Consider the following 15,607-nt stretch of genomic DNA (forward strand, 5'->3'; position numbering starts at 1 on the left):
CATCGAGTTGTAACAAAGCGTACGCGCGAGAATCGCCGCGTCTGCCTTACGTCTTCAGATAGCCCGCGTCGCGGAACCAGTCGAGCGCATCACGCAGTCCCTCGCGATAGGGCCGCGCGCGATAGCCGAGTTCGCGCTCCGCTTTCGCCGACGTGAAGTACATCTTGTTCTTCGACATCTTCAGGGCGTCGACGGTCACGAACGGCTCACGCTTCGTGAACTTCGCGACGGCTTCCGCGCCCATCGCGAGCGGGTACAGCGGCCAGCGCGGCAGCGCGATGGTCGGCGGCTTGCGCCCGACCATGCCGGCGATATCGGCGAGCATCTGCTGCAGCGGCAGATTCTCGCCGCCGAGGATATACCGTTCGCCAATCTTGCCGCGTTCGAGCGCGAGGAAATGGCCCATCGCGACGTCATCGACGTGTACGAGGTTCAGCCCCGTATCGACGAAAGCCGGAATCTTGCCGAGCGCCGCTTCGACGATGATGCGGCCCGTCGGCGTCGGCTTCACGTCGCGCGGGCCGATGGGCGTCGATGGATTGACGATGACGGCGGGCAGCCCGTCGTTCGCGATCATCCGTTCGACGGCGCGCTCCGCGAGCACCTTGCTGCGCTTGTACACGCCGATGGCCTGCTGCGGCGTCATCGGCGATGTTTCATCGACGGACTGGCCCGAGCTCGTCACCTTCAGCGTCGCGACGCTGCTCGTGTACACGATGCGCTCGACGCCTTCCTTCAGCGCGGCGCGCATCGTCGCTTCCGTGCCTTCCAGATTCGAGCGCTCGATTTCGTTCGGGTCGGGCGCCCACAGCCGGTAATCCGCTGCGACGTGCAGCAGATAGCGCGCGCCGCGCAGCGCGGCGCGCATCGATGCTTCGTCGCGCATGTCGCCGACGGCGATCTCCGCGTCGAGCGATTCGACGTTGCGGCGCGGACTCGTCGGGCGCACGAGCACGCGCACCGCGAAGCCCTTTTGTTGCGCGATGCGCGCGACTGCCGAGCCGACGAAACCAGATGCACCGGTGACGAGTACGAGATCGCGAGTCTGATCGGTCATTGCCTGCCGTTCCCCTTTTGCCGTTTCTTCTCTACTGCTGCCCGAATGGCGTATCGCAGAGGTCGGATTGTACGTGCTGCGGGTGAAGGACTGTCGATGGCGCGCGCCGTGCTCGCGTGCCCGTCGGCAAGCAAAGCCCGCGCGGCGCGACTAGAATGCCCGCGTGAACGCATGGAAACGCATAGGGAGGTGAGAGGATGTCCGGCACAGATCTCGATTCGCGGATGGAAACGTATTACGTGCGCGTGCGCGGCATGGTGCAGGGCGTCGGCTTCCGACTCGCGACGGTGCGCCAGGCGCATGCGCTGGGCATCCGGGGATGGGTGGCGAACATGGACGACGGTTCCGTCGAAGCGATGCTGCAAGGGCCGGCGAATCAGGTCGACCGGATGCTGTCGTGGCTGCGTCACGGGCCGCCGACGGCGCGCGTCACGGAAGTGACAGGCGAAGAGCGCGCTACCGACAAGCGCTTCGAACGTTTCGAGCAGCACTGAAGCGTACGAAGCACTCGAATCACTTGAATGAAGCAGAAAAAAGCGCGCGGCACCGCGCGCTTTTTTCATGCTGATGAATCAGCGCGCCACCAGCAGGCTCTCTGCAAACCCCCAGTCGCGCTCGATCCATTGATGGCTGCACACGAAGCCCGCGTCGTCGGCAATCGCGTGCAACTCTTCCGTGTGGTACTTGTGGCTGCTTTCTGTCCAGATCGTCTCGCCTTCTTCCAGTTCGACCGACAGCTTTGCCGCGCGCACTTGCGCGCTCACATGCCGCTTCGCGCGTAGATGCATTTCGACGCTGCGTACGTCGGGGTTGAAGCGCGCGACATGCTCGAACGCGTCGAGCGGAAAATCGCCATCGAGTTCGCGATTGATCCGCGCAAGCAGATTCAGGTTGAACGCGGCCGTCACGCCAATGGGATCGTCGTACGCGGCTATCAGCACGGGCACAGGCTTTTCGAGGTCGGTGCCGAGCAGCAGCGCATCGCCGGGCGCGAGCATGTTGCGGATGTCGCGCAGAAAACGCGTGGCGGCAAGCCGGCCGAAATTGCCGATCGTGCTGCCGAGAAACAGCACGAGCAGCGGCTCATCCTTGGCGCGGCGCTTGCTCACTTCGGCGAGCCCCGCGAGATAGTCGCGCTCATAGCCGACGATCGAAATGCGTTCGATGTCGCCCAGTTCGCGGCGACATAATTGCAAAGCGGTGCGCGAAATTTCAATCGGGCAGTAAGAAGTGGGACGCTTTTTACACAGCGCTTCGAGGATGCGGCGCGTCTTGCGGCCGCTGCCGCTGCCCAGTTCCGCGACGATTGCATCGTGCGGCAACTGCGCGACGATGTCGGTCGCGTGCTGCGCGAGCAGGCGTTCTTCGGCGCGCGTCACGCCGTATTCGGGCAGCGCGGTGATCACTTCGAAGAGCGCCGATCCCACTTCATCGTACAGATACTTCGACGGCAATTCCTTCTGAGGCTGCTTGCTGAGGCCAGCGCGGACGGCGGCGGCAAACTCCGGCGATACGTCGTGCGACAGATGATGCGATACGGCTGGCTGAGTCATGTTGGCTCCGTGTTGGCTCGTTTCCAGTGATGACTTGAGGACTGCGGATAGCAGATACGTTGGAGTGAGTGAACCGGCCTGCGTTCATGCGCGGCTAGCGTGAGCGCGTTCGATGACCGGGGCGTGTCTGCGTTCACACGTCTGCGAAGCAGATTGAAAGCCGGGTGCGAGCGGCGTTGAACAGCACGGTCAAGCAAGAACCGCGCACGAGCGGCGCGAGAACTCAACAGGAGCGCGCCCGTCATTCCACCGAAGATTCGCCGACGTCACGCCGCGCAGAGATAGAGTTAAATTTTTATAGTCCATCGTGCGTGAATATGCACGCGCGCATTTCGCCCAGAAAACGCGACGTGGCGCGTGTAACCCGTCTAGAATGCGCGCTTTACGCGATGGCCGCGGCTCCACATTCGGGGACGCGCGCGCCGCGCAGTTAAAACAAGACTTAAACAATGGACGACATCACTCGCGCTATCGAGCCCCGCCTCGTGCTCCGCCTCGCGTCTCGCACGCGTGGCCTCTCGAAGCGGACGGGCCGATGAACACATATCAACCGGGGCGCGGCATCGCGCTGTCCGTGACGGCATCGATGCTCTTTGCGCTGATGTCCGTGTACGCAAAGTTGCTGACGCCGCTGACAGGGCTCGATATCTTCGCGTGGCGCGTGATCTGGACCGTTCCCGGCGCTTTCGCATTGATTGTCGTGCGCTCGCGGCTGCCGCATTTGCGCGCGCTGGTGCAGCGTGCGGTCAGCGAGCCGCGCACGGCGCTCGCGCTGGCCGTCAGCGCCGCATTGCTGGGCGCGCAACTATGGGTGTTTCTATGGGCGCCGCTGCACGGACGGATGCTCGAAGTGTCGCTCGGCTATTTTCTGTTGCCGTTGACGATGGTGCTCGTCGGCCGCTTCTACTATCACGAGCGGCTGGAGTCGCTGCAATGGCTCGCCGTCGCTTGCGCGGCGCTCGGCGTCCTGCACGAACTGTGGGTGACGCGCGCGTTCTCATGGCCGACGCTGCTGGTCGCGCTCGGTTATCCGCCGTATTTCGTGCTGCGTCGCAAGATCAACGCCGATTCGTTGACGGCGTTCGCACTCGAAGTGTCGCTGATGCTGCCGTTCGCGCTAGCGATGGCGCTCAATGGCGGCTCGCTCGAACTGCTGTCGGGGCGCATCGACATGTGGCTGTTGCTGCTGCCAGGGCTCGGCGCGCTGAGCACGGTCGCGCTCGCGTCGTATCTGAAGGCGAGCCGTCTGTTGCCGATGGCGCTCTTCGGCATCCTCGGCTATGTGGAGCCCGTGTTGCTGGTGATCGTGTCGGTGACGCTGCTCGGCGAGACGATGACGGCTCAACAACTGGGCACCTATGTGCCGATCTGGATCGCCGTCGGGCTGACGGCGCTGCATAGCGTGCGTCTGCTTGCGCCGGGTTGAATCGCTGTACATACACCGCTTGCGCCATGCTCGCACGCCGTGCGAAATCGCCGGGCTAGCGGCCCTCGTGCGTGGCGGTGCGCGCGGCGTCGATGCGCGTCGGACCGGCTTTCGCTTCGATCGTGTCGCGCAATGCCGGGCGCCATCCGAACACAAACAGCGCCTCGGCCAGCACGAACAGCGGGCCGATCACGAGACCGATCAGATCGTCGACGAATGCGGGCTTGCGGTGCTCATACGCGGCGTGTCCCACGAACTGGATGATCCAGCCCACGATGAAGAGACCGGCCCCCGATGCGAGCCACGATAGCGTCGGCTGCGCGGCGAGCCACGCGCCGCACGCGATGCACAACGCGTAAAGGACGGCCATCATCAGGCCGAGCGGCACGTCGAGCGCGAGGTAATACGCCACGCTCAGCACGACCAGCACGAGCGCCGGCGACAGCGGGAACGGCAGCGCTGCAACCGTCCACGCGGGCCGGCTCAACAGCACGGCGAGCGCCAGCACGATCATCGGAATGCCGACGAAGTGCGTCGCGATGTTGCGGCGGTCCCTGTGATAGGCCGCGTATTGCGCAAGCTGGTCAGTGAGTGTTCTCATGGATGCCCGTCCTCGTTGAAAGACATCATAGTCGCGGTCGGCGGGCCGCGACACATTCGGCTAGCCGACAATCCGGCCTGTTCGAACCGGCCTGTTCGAACCGACCAAAACCGACCAAAACCGACGGACCGCGCTTCGAACGATGACGCCTGGGTAGCAGCGGGCCGGCGCGTAACTGAGCGTTTGCCGCGCCACGTTGACCGACGCCGAAGACCCGCGTCGGACGCTAGAACGGGTTGTCGATCACGCCCGGCTTCGCGTCGGGCTCTTCCTTGACCTGCTCGGGCAGGTGCGCGTCCGCCTGCAACGCGGCGACGACGCTATCCAGCGCCTCCTTGAGCGCGAGCGCCGCCTTCAGGCCACGCTTGTCCTTCGTGATGTCGAGCGTGCCGTTCACGACAACGCGCGTGGTGCCGTTCGACACCGTCAGCGCGTCGCCCTGGATGTTGAGCACATCGTCGTCGTTCGAATACGCTTTAAACACCTTTCAGCCCTCCCGGACGCTGGTCCTTGAGTTTTTCCGGAATGCCCGGAAAACGGATTCCGCTCATCGCTTCGAGCTCGTGCACGGTCTTCACGTCGTAGCGGTCGGTCGCCACGTTGTCCGCGACGATCGCGAACGCAAGCTTCTTCGACGGCACGTAGACGACCTTGAACAGTTGCGTCGGCACGAATACGCGCGTCGGCCCGATGGTCTGCAACTGCGAGCCGGTGAAAAGCGGCCCGGTGACGACATACGTGTCGTCGTACTTCTTCGACAGCGTGCGCACGGCCGTCTCGATGTGCGACCACAAGTGCTGGTTATTGACACGATTCTGCGGCACGACGTTCGCGAGCGAGAACGATTGTGCCATTGCCTCCGCGTTCCAGCGGTTGCCCGCGGGACTCATGTGGCCGCGATCGAAGCCACTGCGCTTGTAATCGGCGAGCGTCGCGCCTTCGCCTTCGGGCAGGCGCGAGTCTTCGAAGAACTTGTTCGTGCGGACCATGTCCTTCGCGGCCTCGATATGGTCGCGCGTCAGATGCTCGGCGGACCACAACGGGCCGTGCGTGATCCCGGAATGCAGGACGGCGAAATCCGAATAGCAAAGCATGCGCGTCTTCGGCGTCATCTTTGCGTTCGTCAGCACGGGCCATTGGGCGTCGGGCGTGAAATCCGTGCAGGACGGTGCCGCCGATACATGGCTCGCGGCCACGATCAGCAGACTGGCTAACCACTTCTTCATGGATGTGAAAGCGAATGAGGGGCCGCAAGTATAGCCGCGCGCACTATGCGCCAGGCAACAACTGCGTGCGTTTCGCACCGCAGCGCCGATGCAATCGGCAAAAGCGTAACGACCGCGTCAACAGGCGGCAATTTGTGCTCATTTCGCCTGGCCGAAAGGCGTGGAGAAAGAATGCAGAGCGAATGAAAATCCGCGCCCGCCGACGGGCGGCGGGGCGGTGCTCAAATGATCGAAGCGAATCGGAAGCGTAAAACGCGAAGCGGTCCGAACCGGACTCAGCGTCCGAACACGCTGTGCTCGGCGTGTACAGGCAGGCGGTCGACGGCCTGCAGACGCCAGAAGCCGTTCATCGGCGAACGCGTGCGGTCGGACGACCACGCCGCGCTGCCTTGTGCTGAACTGACCTGCTGCCGCCGGTCCACGTGCAGGCCGTTCAACGTGCATAAAGGTGCATCTGCGCTGGGTGCGCAGAGCTTGGTGACGCCGTCTTCGTCATGAAGTTCGCCCCATGGGGGCAGGTCGATCCCATCGTGTGCCTCTCTCGACCAGCGACGTTCGTCAGTGTCGAGCCATAGCACGGCGTAGTCGTGATTGACGGTGGGGTCCGAACCGTTGATCAATATCGTCAGCCGCATTAGACAGTCCCCCGGTGAAAAAGGTGATGCGCTTCTCAGTCTATGCCGGGCCCGACGTTATTCAAGACAAACAGCTATCGCGAAGATTGAAAAACCCAATTGGGAACGCATCGTTGAGCACCTAGATTAAATGAACGGCACAGGTGCGCGCGTCTGGCCGGTGGTCGACCATGACAAGCACGCGCGCTCCCACCATACAGGCTTTGGACGGAGGCTCAGATGTCGCAACTCAAGGGTTCGAAAACTGAAGAGAATCTGAAGTTCGCATTTGCAGGCGAATCGCAGGCTAATCGCCGCTATCTGTATTTTGCAGCGAAGGCGGACGTCGAGGGACAGAACGACGTTGCCGCGCTATTCCGCTCGACAGCCGAAGGCGAAACAGGCCACGCGCATGGCCACCTCGAATACCTCGAAGTCGTCGGCGATCCGGCAACGGGACTGCCGTTCGGCAACTCGCGCCAGAACCTGCAATCGGCGATCGCGGGCGAAACGCACGAATACACCGACATGTATCCGGGCATGGCGAAGACCGCGCGCGAGGAAGGCTTCGACGAAATCGCGAACTGGTTCGAAACGCTCGCCAAGGCCGAGCGCAGCCACGCGAATCGCTATACGAAGGCGCTGGACGCACTGGTCGACTGATGTCGCTGGCGCCGGCATCCGTGGCCGGCGCGCTCCATTGCAGTCCGTCTGTGTGTGACCGCCTCGCTGGGCGGACGGCAGGCTAAACGCAATCCGGTGGCAGGATAGCGGGCTGAGCGCAACACGAAGCGGCGCAACAAAACCGACGCGGGATGAAGCGAGAGAAAGCGAGACGATCGCGATCTCGTGTGTGCGGTTGCGCATCCATCGATTGCGCGCAGAAGAACGAACAGACAATAACTGACAGATGCCCCGTTGCAACTTTGTTGCATGGGACGGGAATAAGGGAGACGCACGCGATGCCTCACAAGGAAGGCAGTCTCGAAGCGCCGATCCGCTATCCGCTCGACTGGCAATCGGATGCTTTCTACGATCAGGATGCGATCGATCAGGAACTGACGCGCGTGTTCGACATCTGCGCGGGATGCCGCCGTTGCGTGTCGTTGTGCGGCACGTTCCCGACGCTGTTCGATCTCGTCGACGAAACGGAGATGGGCGAAGCGCACGACGTCGACAAGAAGAAATTCGGCGCCGTCGTCGATCAATGCTATTTGTGCGACCTGTGCTACATGACGAAGTGCCCCTATGTGCCGCCACATAGCTGGAACGTCGATTTTCCGCATCTGATGCTGCGCGCGAAAGCGGCGAGATACAAGCGCGGCGAGGTCGAGTTGCGCGACAAGTTTCTGTCGAACACGGATGTGCTCGGCACGTTTGCGGGCATTCCCATCGTCACGCAGACGGTCAACGCGGTAAATCACACGGGCGCTGCGCGCGGCCTGATGGAAAAGGCGCTCGGCGTCGACAAGAAAGCATGGCTGCCCGATTTCGCGTCGCGCAAATTTCGCAGCGCGGCGAGGAAATCGCCGCAGGTGCAGGTGAATGACGGCGAGCGCACGCCCGGCAAGGTGGCGATCTACTCGACCTGCTATGTGAATTTCAACGAGCCCGGCATCGGTCACGACCTGCTGGCTGTGCTCGCGCACAACGACATTCCGTACGAACTCGTATCGAGCGAAGCGTGCTGCGGCATGCCGTTGCTCGAGCAGGGCAATCTCGCGGGCGTCGCGGCGAAGAAGGAGAAGAACATGCCCGTGCTCGCGCGTTATGCGCGCGACGGCTACGCGATCATCGGCGCGATTCCGAGTTGCGTGCTGATGTACAAGCACGAACTGCCGCTGATGTTCCCCGACGACCCCGACGTGCGCGCCGTCAGCGAAGCGTTCTGGGACCCGTTCGAATACTTCGTGTCGCGTCATCGCGATGGGCTGCTGAAGACCGACTTCAACACGCCGCTCGGCAAGGTGTCGTATCACGTGCCGTGTCACGCGCGTGTGCAGAACATCGGGCGCAAGACATCGGAGACTTTCGCGCTCATCCCGGATACGCAGGTGACGGTGGTCGAGCGCTGCTCGGGCCATGCGGGAACGTTCGGCGTGAAGAAGGAATTTCACGCGATGGCGATGAAGATCGGCACGCCCGTCTTCAAGGCGATGGCGCAAGCGCAGCCTGATTTCATCTCGTCCGATTGCCAGCTTGCGGGCCATCACATCGAACAGGGCTTCGACGAAAACGGCTTGCCGAAGACGCAGCTCGCGCACCCGTTGACGCTGCTGCGCAAAGCGTACGGCCTTTGATCTTCAATCAGCGAGGATACCGATGAGCATCGCAATGAACTCCCTGTTGTCGCTCGAAAACTATGCGAAGGCGCGCAAGACGATGCGCGACCAGATCATCGAGCACAAGAAGACCCGCCTTGTCAGGCTGGGCAATCACGTAACGTTCCTGTTCGAAGACGAACTGACGATCCGCTATCAGATCCAGGAGATGCTGCACATCGAGAAGATCTTCGAAGAGGACGGCATTCAGGGTGAACTCGAAGCGTATCTGCCCCTCGTGCCCGACGGCAGCAACTTCAAGGCGACCATGCAGATCGAGTACGCGAACGAAGTCGAACGGCGCGCGGCGCTGGCGCGGCTGATCGGCATCGAGGACCGCGTGTTCTTGAAGGTGGACGGCGAAGAGCCCGTCTATGCGATCGCCGACGAAGACCTCGAACGCGAGACCAACGAAAAGACTTCAGCCGTCCATTTCGTGCGCTTCGAGCTGACGCCGTCGATGAAGGCGCGTCTTCGCGACGGCGCGGGTCTGCACATCGGCTGCGATCATCCGAACTATCCGGTGGACGTGCAGACGGTCCCCGACGAAGTGCGAGCGTCGCTTGTCGGCGATCTTGCCTAAAGCGGCTTGCGATAGACGACGAAGCCGGACAGATCCGCGACCTTGTCGTAGAGCTGCATCGCGGTGTGATTCGTCTCGTGCGTGAGCCAGTACACGCGCTCGGCGCGCGCGGCCTTCGCGGCGGCGTAGACGGCTTCGATCAGCGCGCGCGCAACACCTTTGCCGCGCTCCGATTCGAGCGTGAACAGGTCGTGCAGATAACACGTCGGTCCCGCCATCAACGTGCTGCGGTGATACAGGTAGTGCACGAGACCGACCAGCGTGCCGTCGCCGCGCTCGGCGACCATCGCGTGCATTGGTTCGAGTCCGTCGAAAAAGCGCGCCCACGTGAGCCGCGTGATGTCGAGCGACAGCGCCGTTTCGCCGAAGCGTCCATAGAAGCGGTTATAGCCGTCCCACAGCGGCAGCCACGCTTCGTAATCGGTGGGAACGACAGGGCGGATCTTCACGGCTTGCGTCACGGGCAGCGCTCCTTGTAATCGGTAGGTATCGTCGAAGCATAGGGTTTCTGTGGCACCATTGTTAGCTCCACATCGAACGCAAAATCTGGAGCCACGCAATTGGACTACGGGCTGTTGATGTCGAGCTTCGCGAGCGAGGCGGCCGGGCGCAAGCTCACGCAGCAGATGCTGCTGTACGAAAGCCTGCGTCATGCGATCCTGAACGGCGACATCCGCCACGGCACCCAGCTCGTGCCGACGCGCGCGCTTGCCGAGCAGCTCGGCATCGCGCGAAACTCCGTGCTGTACGCCTACGAACGGCTTGCCGAAGAGGGCTTTATCGCGGCGAGCCGTCATGGGTCGATCGTCAGTTGTGTCGCGCTTCCTGGTGCCAATGCGGAGGCGTTCAATGCTTCGCCCGTCAGCCGGCTGTCGCGGCGCGTCGCGGGGCTGCCACCCGATCGCGGCGGCACGGGCGGCGCGACGGGCGCGCATGCGCCGTTTCAGGCGGGCGTGCCCGCGCTCGACGAGTTTCCCGTCGCGCAATGGCGTGCATCGATGGAACGCGCGTGGCGCTCGGTCGATGCGCGCGATCTCGGCTATGGCTACTACGCGGGTCATCCGTCGCTCAGGCGCGCCGTTGCCGAATACGTGCGCGTATCGCGCAGCGTGCGCTGCACGGCCGATCAGGTCTTCATCACGTCGGGCACGCATACGAGTCTCGACTTGTGCGCGCGCATGCTCGCCGACCCGGGCGAATCCGCGTGGCTCGAAAACCCCGGCTATCACGGCGCGCGCATCGCGTTTCAGTCGGCGGGCCTGAACGTCGTGCCGATTCCCGTCGACGCCGCCGGCATCGCGCCCACCGAAGCGCACTGGCAACGCACGCCGCCGCGCCTCGTTTACATCACGCCATCGCATCAATATCCGCTTGGAAGCGTGCTGGGCCTGGAGCGGCGCTGGTCGATCATCGACAACGTCGTCGAGCGCGGCGCCTGGATCATCGAGGACGACTACGACAGCGAACTGCGCCACAGCGGCCCGCCGCTGCCGTCGGTGCAAGGGCTGCGGCCCGCGACGCCCGTCGTCTATCTCGGCACGTTCAGCAAGACGATGTTCCCGGCACTGCGCATCGGCTTCATGATCGTGCCGGCCAATCTCGCACCGGAAATCGGCGGCGTGATCGGCGAGATGTCGCGCCAGGGACGCATCGCCGATCAGATCGCGCTCGCGGACTTCATCGAAAGCGGCAAGTACGCGCGCCATCTGCGTCGCATGCGGCGCATCTACCAGCAGCGGCGCGAAGCGATGGTCAGCGCGATTCATCGGCACATGCGCGATCTCGTGACGGTTTCGTCCGATGGCAGCGGCATGCATCTGACGATGCGTCTCGACGCGCCATTGCAGGACCGCGACGTGAGCATCGCGTTGCGCGAGAAGGGCATCGCCGTGTCGCCGTTGAGCGCGTACTGCCACCAGGGCGAAGACGCCGCGCGATACAACGGCTTCATGCTCGGCTATGCGGGCGTGCATCCGGACAAGGCCGACAGGCTCGTTGCCGAACTCGGCGCGGCGACCCGCTCGTTGGCCATCGGCAAATAATATTCAACCAAATGGTTGAATAACGCCGAAGCCGCGCCTATACTCGGGCTCATGAACGAGTCCGCACTCGACGGCGTGTTTCACGCGCTGTCCGATCCCACCCGGCGCGCGATGCTCGCGCAGCTTGCCGCCGGCGAACGCAATATCGGCGAGCTGGCTGCGCCGTTCGCGATGTCGTTCGCCGCCGCCTCGAAGCATGTGAAGGTGCTGGAAGGCGCGGGGCTGGTCCAGCGCCGCGTGGAAGGGCGCTCGCATATCTGCCGGATCGAACCGGCGCCGCTCGCCGCAGCCGATGCGTGGCTGCGTTTCTATGAACGCTTCTGGAACAGCCGGCTCGACGTGCTCGAAGGCCTGCTGCGCAATCCACCGTAAGCAACTTGTCGACAGGGGGACAAGCAATGAACCTGAACGAACCACTCGGCGCTTTCGACGGCACGCAGATCGTGCGCTTCGAACGCCTGCTGCCCGGACCGATCGAGCGCGTCTGGGCGTATCTGACGGAGTCCGACAAGCGCAGCCAGTGGCTCGCGTCGGGCGCGATGCCGGCGCAGCCCGGCGGCGACTTCGTGATGCGCTTCGATCACTCGCTGCTGGCCGCGACGCCGGAACTGCCGCCCGAACCGTATCGCCAGTACGCGGGCGGGCATGATTCGTATCACCGGCTGCTGCGCTTCGAGCCGCCTCATGTGCTCGCGTTCACGTGGGGCAGCATTCAGGACAATCTCTCGGAAGTGACCTTCGAATTGTCCGAGGCGGGCGATCAGGTGAAGCTCGTCCTCACGCACCGCAATCTGTCCGGCCGCAAAGAGCAACTCGATGTCGGTCCGGGCTGGCACAGCCATCTCGACGTGCTGCGCGAGCGCCTGAACGGCACTGCGCCCGCGTCGTTCTGGAAGATATCCGAGCAGATCAAGGCGCGTTACGACGAGCGCTCTGAAGCCTGAAGCGCCCGACACATCGTTTGCCGTCATCGTGTACGATCCGAACCCATCGCGTACACGTTGACGGAGACCAACTGTGTTTCGTTCGATCCTCACCCGCATCGCGCTGTTGACTACGCTCGCGCTCGCGCAGACAGTGCCATCGGCCTATGCCGCCGATTCCGCCGCCAGCCCGGCGGGCGCATCCGAACATGCCGCCGATTTCATCGAGCACGACTTCCGCTTCTCGGACGGCACGGTCTTTCCCGAACTGCGCATCCATTACGTGACGCTCGGCACGCCGCAGCGCGACGCGCATGGCGACGTGACGAACGCCGTGCTGCTGATGCACGGCACGACGGGCACGAGCAAGGCGTATCTCACGCCGTCGATGCGCAAGGAACTGTTCGCGGCCGGCGAGCCTCTGGATACGAGCCGCTATTTCATCGTGATCCCCGATGGTCTCGGGCGCGGCGGCTCGACCAAGCCGAGCGACGGGCTGCGCACGAAGTTTCCGCGCTACGGCTATGGCGACGTGGTCGAAGCGAATCACCGGCTGCTCGTCGACGGGCTGAAAGTGCGGCATCTGAAGCTCGTGCTCGGCACGTCGATGGGCGGCATGCAGACGTGGATGTGGGGCGAGCGCTATCCGGGCATGGCCGACGCGCTGATGCCGATCGCCAGCCAGCCGATCGCAATGGCGGGCCGCAACTGGTTGTGGCGGCAGATGATCGTCGGCGCGATACGCAGCGACCCCGGCTGGCAGGACGGCCACTACACGACGCTGCCGACGCAATGGGCGCGCGCGATGCCCGTCTTCACGCTGATCACGGGCAACGCGGCGCGCATGCAGGCGGCCGCGCCGGACCGCGCGGCGTCGACGCGCATGACGGAATCGATCGTCGAAGAGGCCGCGAAAAGCGATCCGAACGACGTGCTGTACTGGTTCGAATCGTCGTGGGACTACGATCCCGAGCCGCATCTCGCGGCGATTCGCGGGCGTCTTTTCGCCGTCAATTTCGCCGACGACCTGATCAACGCCACCGATCTCGGCGTGATGCAGCGGCTGATCGGCAAGGTGCCGCAGGGGCGCTACGTCGAAATGCCGGAGACGGCGCAATCGTACGGACATCAGACGCTCGCGCACCCGGAAGTGTGGAAGCCCTATCTGATCCAGCTGATCAACGGCGCTTGATCTCCCTGTCGGTCCAGCGCGGGCGCGCGGACCGGGGCGCCGCGAGTGCGATAATCGACGTCGCCCCGAAATGCAGAGCCGGAGAATATCGTGAGCCGCATCGACAACCCCACACATGACCAGGAAGCCGGCGTCGCCGATTCCACCCAGGACATCACGCGCATCGACGACACCCGCATCGGCGCAGTGCGTCCGCTGATTTCCCCTGCGCTGCTGCTCGACGAACTGCCATGCCCGCCCGGCGTGCAGACGCTCGTCGAAAAGAGCCGCGTCGAAATCGCCGATGTGCTGCACGGCCGCGACGACCGCCTCGTGGTAGTCGTCGGTCCTTGCTCGATCCACGACCACGGCCAGGCGATGGAGTACGCGCACAAGCTGAAAGCGGCCGCCGACGCGCTGCGCGACGATCTGCTGATCGTCATGCGCGTCTACTTCGAAAAGCCGCGCACGACGGTCGGCTGGAAGGGCTATATCAACGATCCGCGTCTGGACGGCAGCTTCCGCATTAACGAAGGGCTGCGCCGCGCGCGCGAGCTGCTGCTCGAAATCAGCGGACTCGGCCTGCCGACGGGCACCGAGTTTCTCGACCTGCTGAGCCCGCAGTACATCGCGGACCTGATCGCGTGGGGCGCAATCGGCGCGCGCACGACGGAGAGCCAGAGCCATCGGCAACTGGCGTCGGGGCTGTCGTGCCCGATCGGCTTCAAGAACGGCACCGACGGCGGCGTGCAGATCGCCGCCGATGCGATCGTCGCCGCGCGCGCGAGCCACGCGTTCATGGGCATGACGAAGATGGGCATGGCGGCGATCTTCGAGACGCGCGGCAACGACGATGCGCACGTGATTCTGCGCGGCGGCAAGAAAGGGCCGAACTACGACGCGGCGGGCGTCGAGGAAGCGTGCGCGGCGTTGCGCAAGGTCGGCTTGCGTGAACAGGTGATGGTCGACTGCTCGCATGCGAACTCAAATAAGTCGCACGAGCGCCAGATCGAAGTCGCGCAGGATCTTGCGAACCAGTTGTCGGGCGGCGAGAAGCGGATCATCGGCGTGATGATCGAGAGCCATCTGGAAGCCGGTCGTCAGGATCTGAAGCCCGGCGTGCCGCTTGCTCGCGGCGTGTCGATCACCGATGCGTGCATCGGCTGGGCGCAAACCGAGCCGGTGCTGCAGACGCTGGCACAAGCCGTGCGCGCGCGTCGCTCGCGTAGGAGCTAACGCCAGACGTCGGCGCGCTCGACGCCGTCGGCACGTTTGACCGATAACGGGCAACATCGCATGTGACGCGGCCGTTGCACGATGCAAGGCCGGCACGCCGGATCGTCCGGCGCATGGAGGCTTATGACTACCGCGAACCAATACTCGAAGACCGCGCCGAGCCGCGCGGATGTCGACGCCCTCGCGGGCGTGACCGTCGTCGAATTCGGCACCGACTGGTGCGGCTACTGTCAGGGCGCGCAGCCCGTGATCGCGGAGGGGTTCGGCCCGCACCCGGGCACGCGCCACCTGAAGTTCGAAGACGGGCCGGGCCGGGCGCTCGGGCGTTCGTTCAAGGTCAAGCTCTGGCCGACGCTGGTCTTCATGCGCGATGGCGTCGAAGTGGCGCGCGTCGTGCGGCCGACGGACGCGCAACAGATCGAGAACGCGTTCGCCGCCGTGGCCTGAGCAGGCGGCAACGCGTCAGCTGTTCGGCGGATCGCCGAACAGGCTGTTGATGTCCTTCGTTTCTTCCGACAGGTTGTATTCCTTCTGCACCGCCTTCAGCGCATCGTCGACGATGCGCTCGAAGCCGATCGCGTTGCCGAAGTGCTTCATCGTCCAGTTGCAGCCGCTGGCGTCGGGTTCCTGCGATTGCGGGCGCGGCACGCGAATCTTCACGCCGTCGTCGACGACTTCCTGCGCGCGATGAATGCGCCGGCTCACTTCGTCCTGAAGCTGGGAAGCAGTGCGTGTCTTGCGTAGCATGAGCATCTCCGTGCGGGTGTGGCCGATGCGTGGCCGACGGATGGCCACCACGCATCCGGACAGTCTAGCGCAACGCGCACCGCGCTTTTGCTCGCGGCTCGATGGCC

At 63.9% G+C, this 15,607-nt stretch carries 19 protein-coding genes; 11 read left to right on the forward strand and 8 right to left on the reverse strand.

The window, feature by feature from the left end:
- Positions 1-46: 46 nt before the first annotated feature.
- Positions 47-1,057, reverse strand: coding sequence for a hopanoid-associated sugar epimerase (gene hpnA / locus BN2476_RS23790; protein ID WP_087736608.1), 1,011 nt, complete (start codon positions 1,055-1,057; stop codon positions 47-49).
- 197 nt (positions 1,058-1,254) lie between these two features.
- On the opposite strand from hpnA, the gene BN2476_RS23795 reads away from it, so the two are divergent.
- Positions 1,255-1,551: an acylphosphatase gene (locus tag BN2476_RS23795; RefSeq protein ID WP_087736609.1), complete on the forward strand. Its 297-nt coding sequence runs from the start codon at positions 1,255-1,257 to the stop codon at positions 1,549-1,551.
- A 78-nt stretch (positions 1,552-1,629) separates the two neighbouring features.
- Here the strand turns inward: BN2476_RS23795 and egtD are convergent, their stop codons facing one another.
- The gene (egtD, locus tag BN2476_RS23800) at positions 1,630-2,610 is read right to left on the reverse strand and encodes an L-histidine N(alpha)-methyltransferase (protein WP_087736610.1); all 981 of its coding nucleotides are present in this window, start codon (positions 2,608-2,610) and stop codon (positions 1,630-1,632) included.
- A gap of 535 nt (positions 2,611-3,145) precedes the next feature.
- Between egtD and rarD the strand changes: the two genes are divergently transcribed.
- Positions 3,146-4,036, forward strand: coding sequence for an EamA family transporter RarD (gene rarD, locus BN2476_RS23805; RefSeq protein WP_087736611.1), 891 nt, complete (start codon positions 3,146-3,148; stop codon positions 4,034-4,036).
- Positions 4,037-4,091: 55 nt separating this feature from the next.
- Here the strand turns inward: rarD and BN2476_RS23810 are convergent, their stop codons facing one another.
- The 4 genes from BN2476_RS23810 to BN2476_RS23825 form a co-directional block, all read right to left on the reverse strand.
- Complete coding sequence (locus BN2476_RS23810) at positions 4,092-4,637, reverse strand: Mpo1 family 2-hydroxy fatty acid dioxygenase (protein ID WP_087736612.1); 546 nt, start codon at positions 4,635-4,637, stop codon at positions 4,092-4,094.
- A 226-nt stretch (positions 4,638-4,863) separates the two neighbouring features.
- Complete coding sequence (locus BN2476_RS23815; protein ID WP_087736613.1) at positions 4,864-5,121, reverse strand: hypothetical protein; 258 nt, start codon at positions 5,119-5,121, stop codon at positions 4,864-4,866.
- Positions 5,114-5,863 (reverse strand): DNA/RNA non-specific endonuclease, encoded by a 750-nt coding sequence (locus tag BN2476_RS23820; protein WP_087736614.1) that lies wholly within the window; start codon positions 5,861-5,863, stop codon positions 5,114-5,116. Before BN2476_RS23820 ends, BN2476_RS23815 begins: the two co-directional genes overlap by 8 nt.
- A gap of 275 nt (positions 5,864-6,138) precedes the next feature.
- Complete coding sequence (locus BN2476_RS23825) at positions 6,139-6,498, reverse strand: DUF3564 domain-containing protein (RefSeq protein WP_087736615.1); 360 nt, start codon at positions 6,496-6,498, stop codon at positions 6,139-6,141.
- A gap of 219 nt (positions 6,499-6,717) precedes the next feature.
- On the opposite strand from BN2476_RS23825, the gene BN2476_RS23830 reads away from it, so the two are divergent.
- The 3 genes from BN2476_RS23830 (at position 6,718) to BN2476_RS23840 (ending at position 9,381) form a co-directional block, all read left to right on the forward strand.
- Positions 6,718-7,140, forward strand: a complete 423-nt coding sequence (locus BN2476_RS23830; RefSeq protein WP_087736616.1) for a rubrerythrin family protein — start codon at positions 6,718-6,720, stop codon at positions 7,138-7,140.
- 299 nt (positions 7,141-7,439) lie between these two features.
- Positions 7,440-8,777 (forward strand): heterodisulfide reductase-related iron-sulfur binding cluster, encoded by a 1,338-nt coding sequence (locus BN2476_RS23835; RefSeq protein ID WP_087736617.1) that lies wholly within the window; start codon positions 7,440-7,442, stop codon positions 8,775-8,777.
- A gap of 22 nt (positions 8,778-8,799) precedes the next feature.
- Positions 8,800-9,381 (forward strand): DUF3501 family protein, encoded by a 582-nt coding sequence (locus BN2476_RS23840; RefSeq protein ID WP_087736618.1) that lies wholly within the window; start codon positions 8,800-8,802, stop codon positions 9,379-9,381.
- Here BN2476_RS23840 and BN2476_RS23845 read toward each other — a convergent pair.
- The gene (locus BN2476_RS23845; RefSeq protein WP_087736619.1) at positions 9,378-9,842 is read right to left on the reverse strand and encodes a GNAT family N-acetyltransferase; all 465 of its coding nucleotides are present in this window, start codon (positions 9,840-9,842) and stop codon (positions 9,378-9,380) included. The genes BN2476_RS23840 and BN2476_RS23845 overlap by 4 nt on opposite strands.
- 99 nt (positions 9,843-9,941) lie before the next feature.
- On the opposite strand from BN2476_RS23845, the gene pdxR reads away from it, so the two are divergent.
- From pdxR to BN2476_RS23875, 6 genes are all read left to right on the forward strand, one after another.
- Positions 9,942-11,423 (forward strand): MocR-like pyridoxine biosynthesis transcription factor PdxR, encoded by a 1,482-nt coding sequence (gene pdxR, locus BN2476_RS23850; RefSeq protein WP_087736620.1) that lies wholly within the window; start codon positions 9,942-9,944, stop codon positions 11,421-11,423.
- Between the two features lie 51 nt (positions 11,424-11,474).
- The gene (locus tag BN2476_RS23855; protein ID WP_087736667.1) at positions 11,475-11,795 is read left to right on the forward strand and encodes an ArsR/SmtB family transcription factor; all 321 of its coding nucleotides are present in this window, start codon (positions 11,475-11,477) and stop codon (positions 11,793-11,795) included.
- A 26-nt stretch (positions 11,796-11,821) separates the two neighbouring features.
- On the forward strand, positions 11,822-12,367 hold the full coding sequence (locus tag BN2476_RS23860) for an SRPBCC family protein (protein ID WP_087736621.1): 546 nt from the start codon (positions 11,822-11,824) through the stop codon (positions 12,365-12,367).
- A gap of 73 nt (positions 12,368-12,440) precedes the next feature.
- A complete protein-coding gene (locus BN2476_RS23865; RefSeq protein ID WP_087736622.1) occupies positions 12,441-13,538 on the forward strand; it encodes an alpha/beta fold hydrolase in 1,098 nt (365 codons plus the stop codon).
- Between the two features lie 90 nt (positions 13,539-13,628).
- Positions 13,629-14,753 carry a 3-deoxy-7-phosphoheptulonate synthase gene (locus BN2476_RS23870; RefSeq protein ID WP_087736623.1) on the forward strand — a complete coding sequence of 375 codons (1,125 nt, stop codon included), beginning with the start codon at positions 13,629-13,631 and terminating at the stop codon, positions 14,751-14,753.
- A 123-nt stretch (positions 14,754-14,876) separates the two neighbouring features.
- The gene (locus BN2476_RS23875; protein ID WP_087736624.1) at positions 14,877-15,200 is read left to right on the forward strand and encodes a thioredoxin family protein; all 324 of its coding nucleotides are present in this window, start codon (positions 14,877-14,879) and stop codon (positions 15,198-15,200) included.
- A gap of 15 nt (positions 15,201-15,215) precedes the next feature.
- Here the strand turns inward: BN2476_RS23875 and BN2476_RS23880 are convergent, their stop codons facing one another.
- Positions 15,216-15,500 (reverse strand): hypothetical protein, encoded by a 285-nt coding sequence (locus BN2476_RS23880; RefSeq protein WP_087736668.1) that lies wholly within the window; start codon positions 15,498-15,500, stop codon positions 15,216-15,218.
- Positions 15,501-15,607: the final 107 nt, after the last annotated feature.

Origin of the sequence: Paraburkholderia piptadeniae, from assembly GCF_900007165.1 — a bacterium.
Taxonomy (GTDB): Bacteria; Pseudomonadota; Gammaproteobacteria; order Burkholderiales; family Burkholderiaceae; genus Paraburkholderia; species Paraburkholderia piptadeniae.

Excerpts from the sequence above, each read along its gene's own strand:
- hpnA (WP_087736608.1), bottom strand. The coding sequence starts at position 1,057 with ATGACCGATCAGACTCGCGATCTCGTACTCGTCACCGGTGCATCTGGT.
- BN2476_RS23795 (WP_087736609.1), top strand. The coding sequence starts at position 1,255 with ATGTCCGGCACAGATCTCGATTCGCGGATGGAAACGTATTACGTGCGC.
- egtD (WP_087736610.1), bottom strand. The coding sequence starts at position 2,610 with ATGACTCAGCCAGCCGTATCGCATCATCTGTCGCACGACGTATCGCCG.
- rarD (WP_087736611.1), top strand. The coding sequence starts at position 3,146 with ATGAACACATATCAACCGGGGCGCGGCATCGCGCTGTCCGTGACGGCA.
- BN2476_RS23810 (WP_087736612.1), bottom strand. The coding sequence starts at position 4,637 with ATGAGAACACTCACTGACCAGCTTGCGCAATACGCGGCCTATCACAGG.
- BN2476_RS23820 (WP_087736614.1), bottom strand. The coding sequence starts at position 5,863 with ATGAAGAAGTGGTTAGCCAGTCTGCTGATCGTGGCCGCGAGCCATGTA.
- BN2476_RS23825 (WP_087736615.1), bottom strand. The coding sequence starts at position 6,498 with ATGCGGCTGACGATATTGATCAACGGTTCGGACCCCACCGTCAATCAC.
- BN2476_RS23830 (WP_087736616.1), top strand. The coding sequence starts at position 6,718 with ATGTCGCAACTCAAGGGTTCGAAAACTGAAGAGAATCTGAAGTTCGCA.
- BN2476_RS23835 (WP_087736617.1), top strand. The coding sequence starts at position 7,440 with ATGCCTCACAAGGAAGGCAGTCTCGAAGCGCCGATCCGCTATCCGCTC.
- BN2476_RS23840 (WP_087736618.1), top strand. The coding sequence starts at position 8,800 with ATGAGCATCGCAATGAACTCCCTGTTGTCGCTCGAAAACTATGCGAAG.
- BN2476_RS23855 (WP_087736667.1), top strand. The coding sequence starts at position 11,475 with ATGAACGAGTCCGCACTCGACGGCGTGTTTCACGCGCTGTCCGATCCC.
- BN2476_RS23860 (WP_087736621.1), top strand. The coding sequence starts at position 11,822 with ATGAACCTGAACGAACCACTCGGCGCTTTCGACGGCACGCAGATCGTG.
- BN2476_RS23875 (WP_087736624.1), top strand. The coding sequence starts at position 14,877 with ATGACTACCGCGAACCAATACTCGAAGACCGCGCCGAGCCGCGCGGAT.
- BN2476_RS23880 (WP_087736668.1), bottom strand. The coding sequence starts at position 15,500 with ATGCTACGCAAGACACGCACTGCTTCCCAGCTTCAGGACGAAGTGAGC.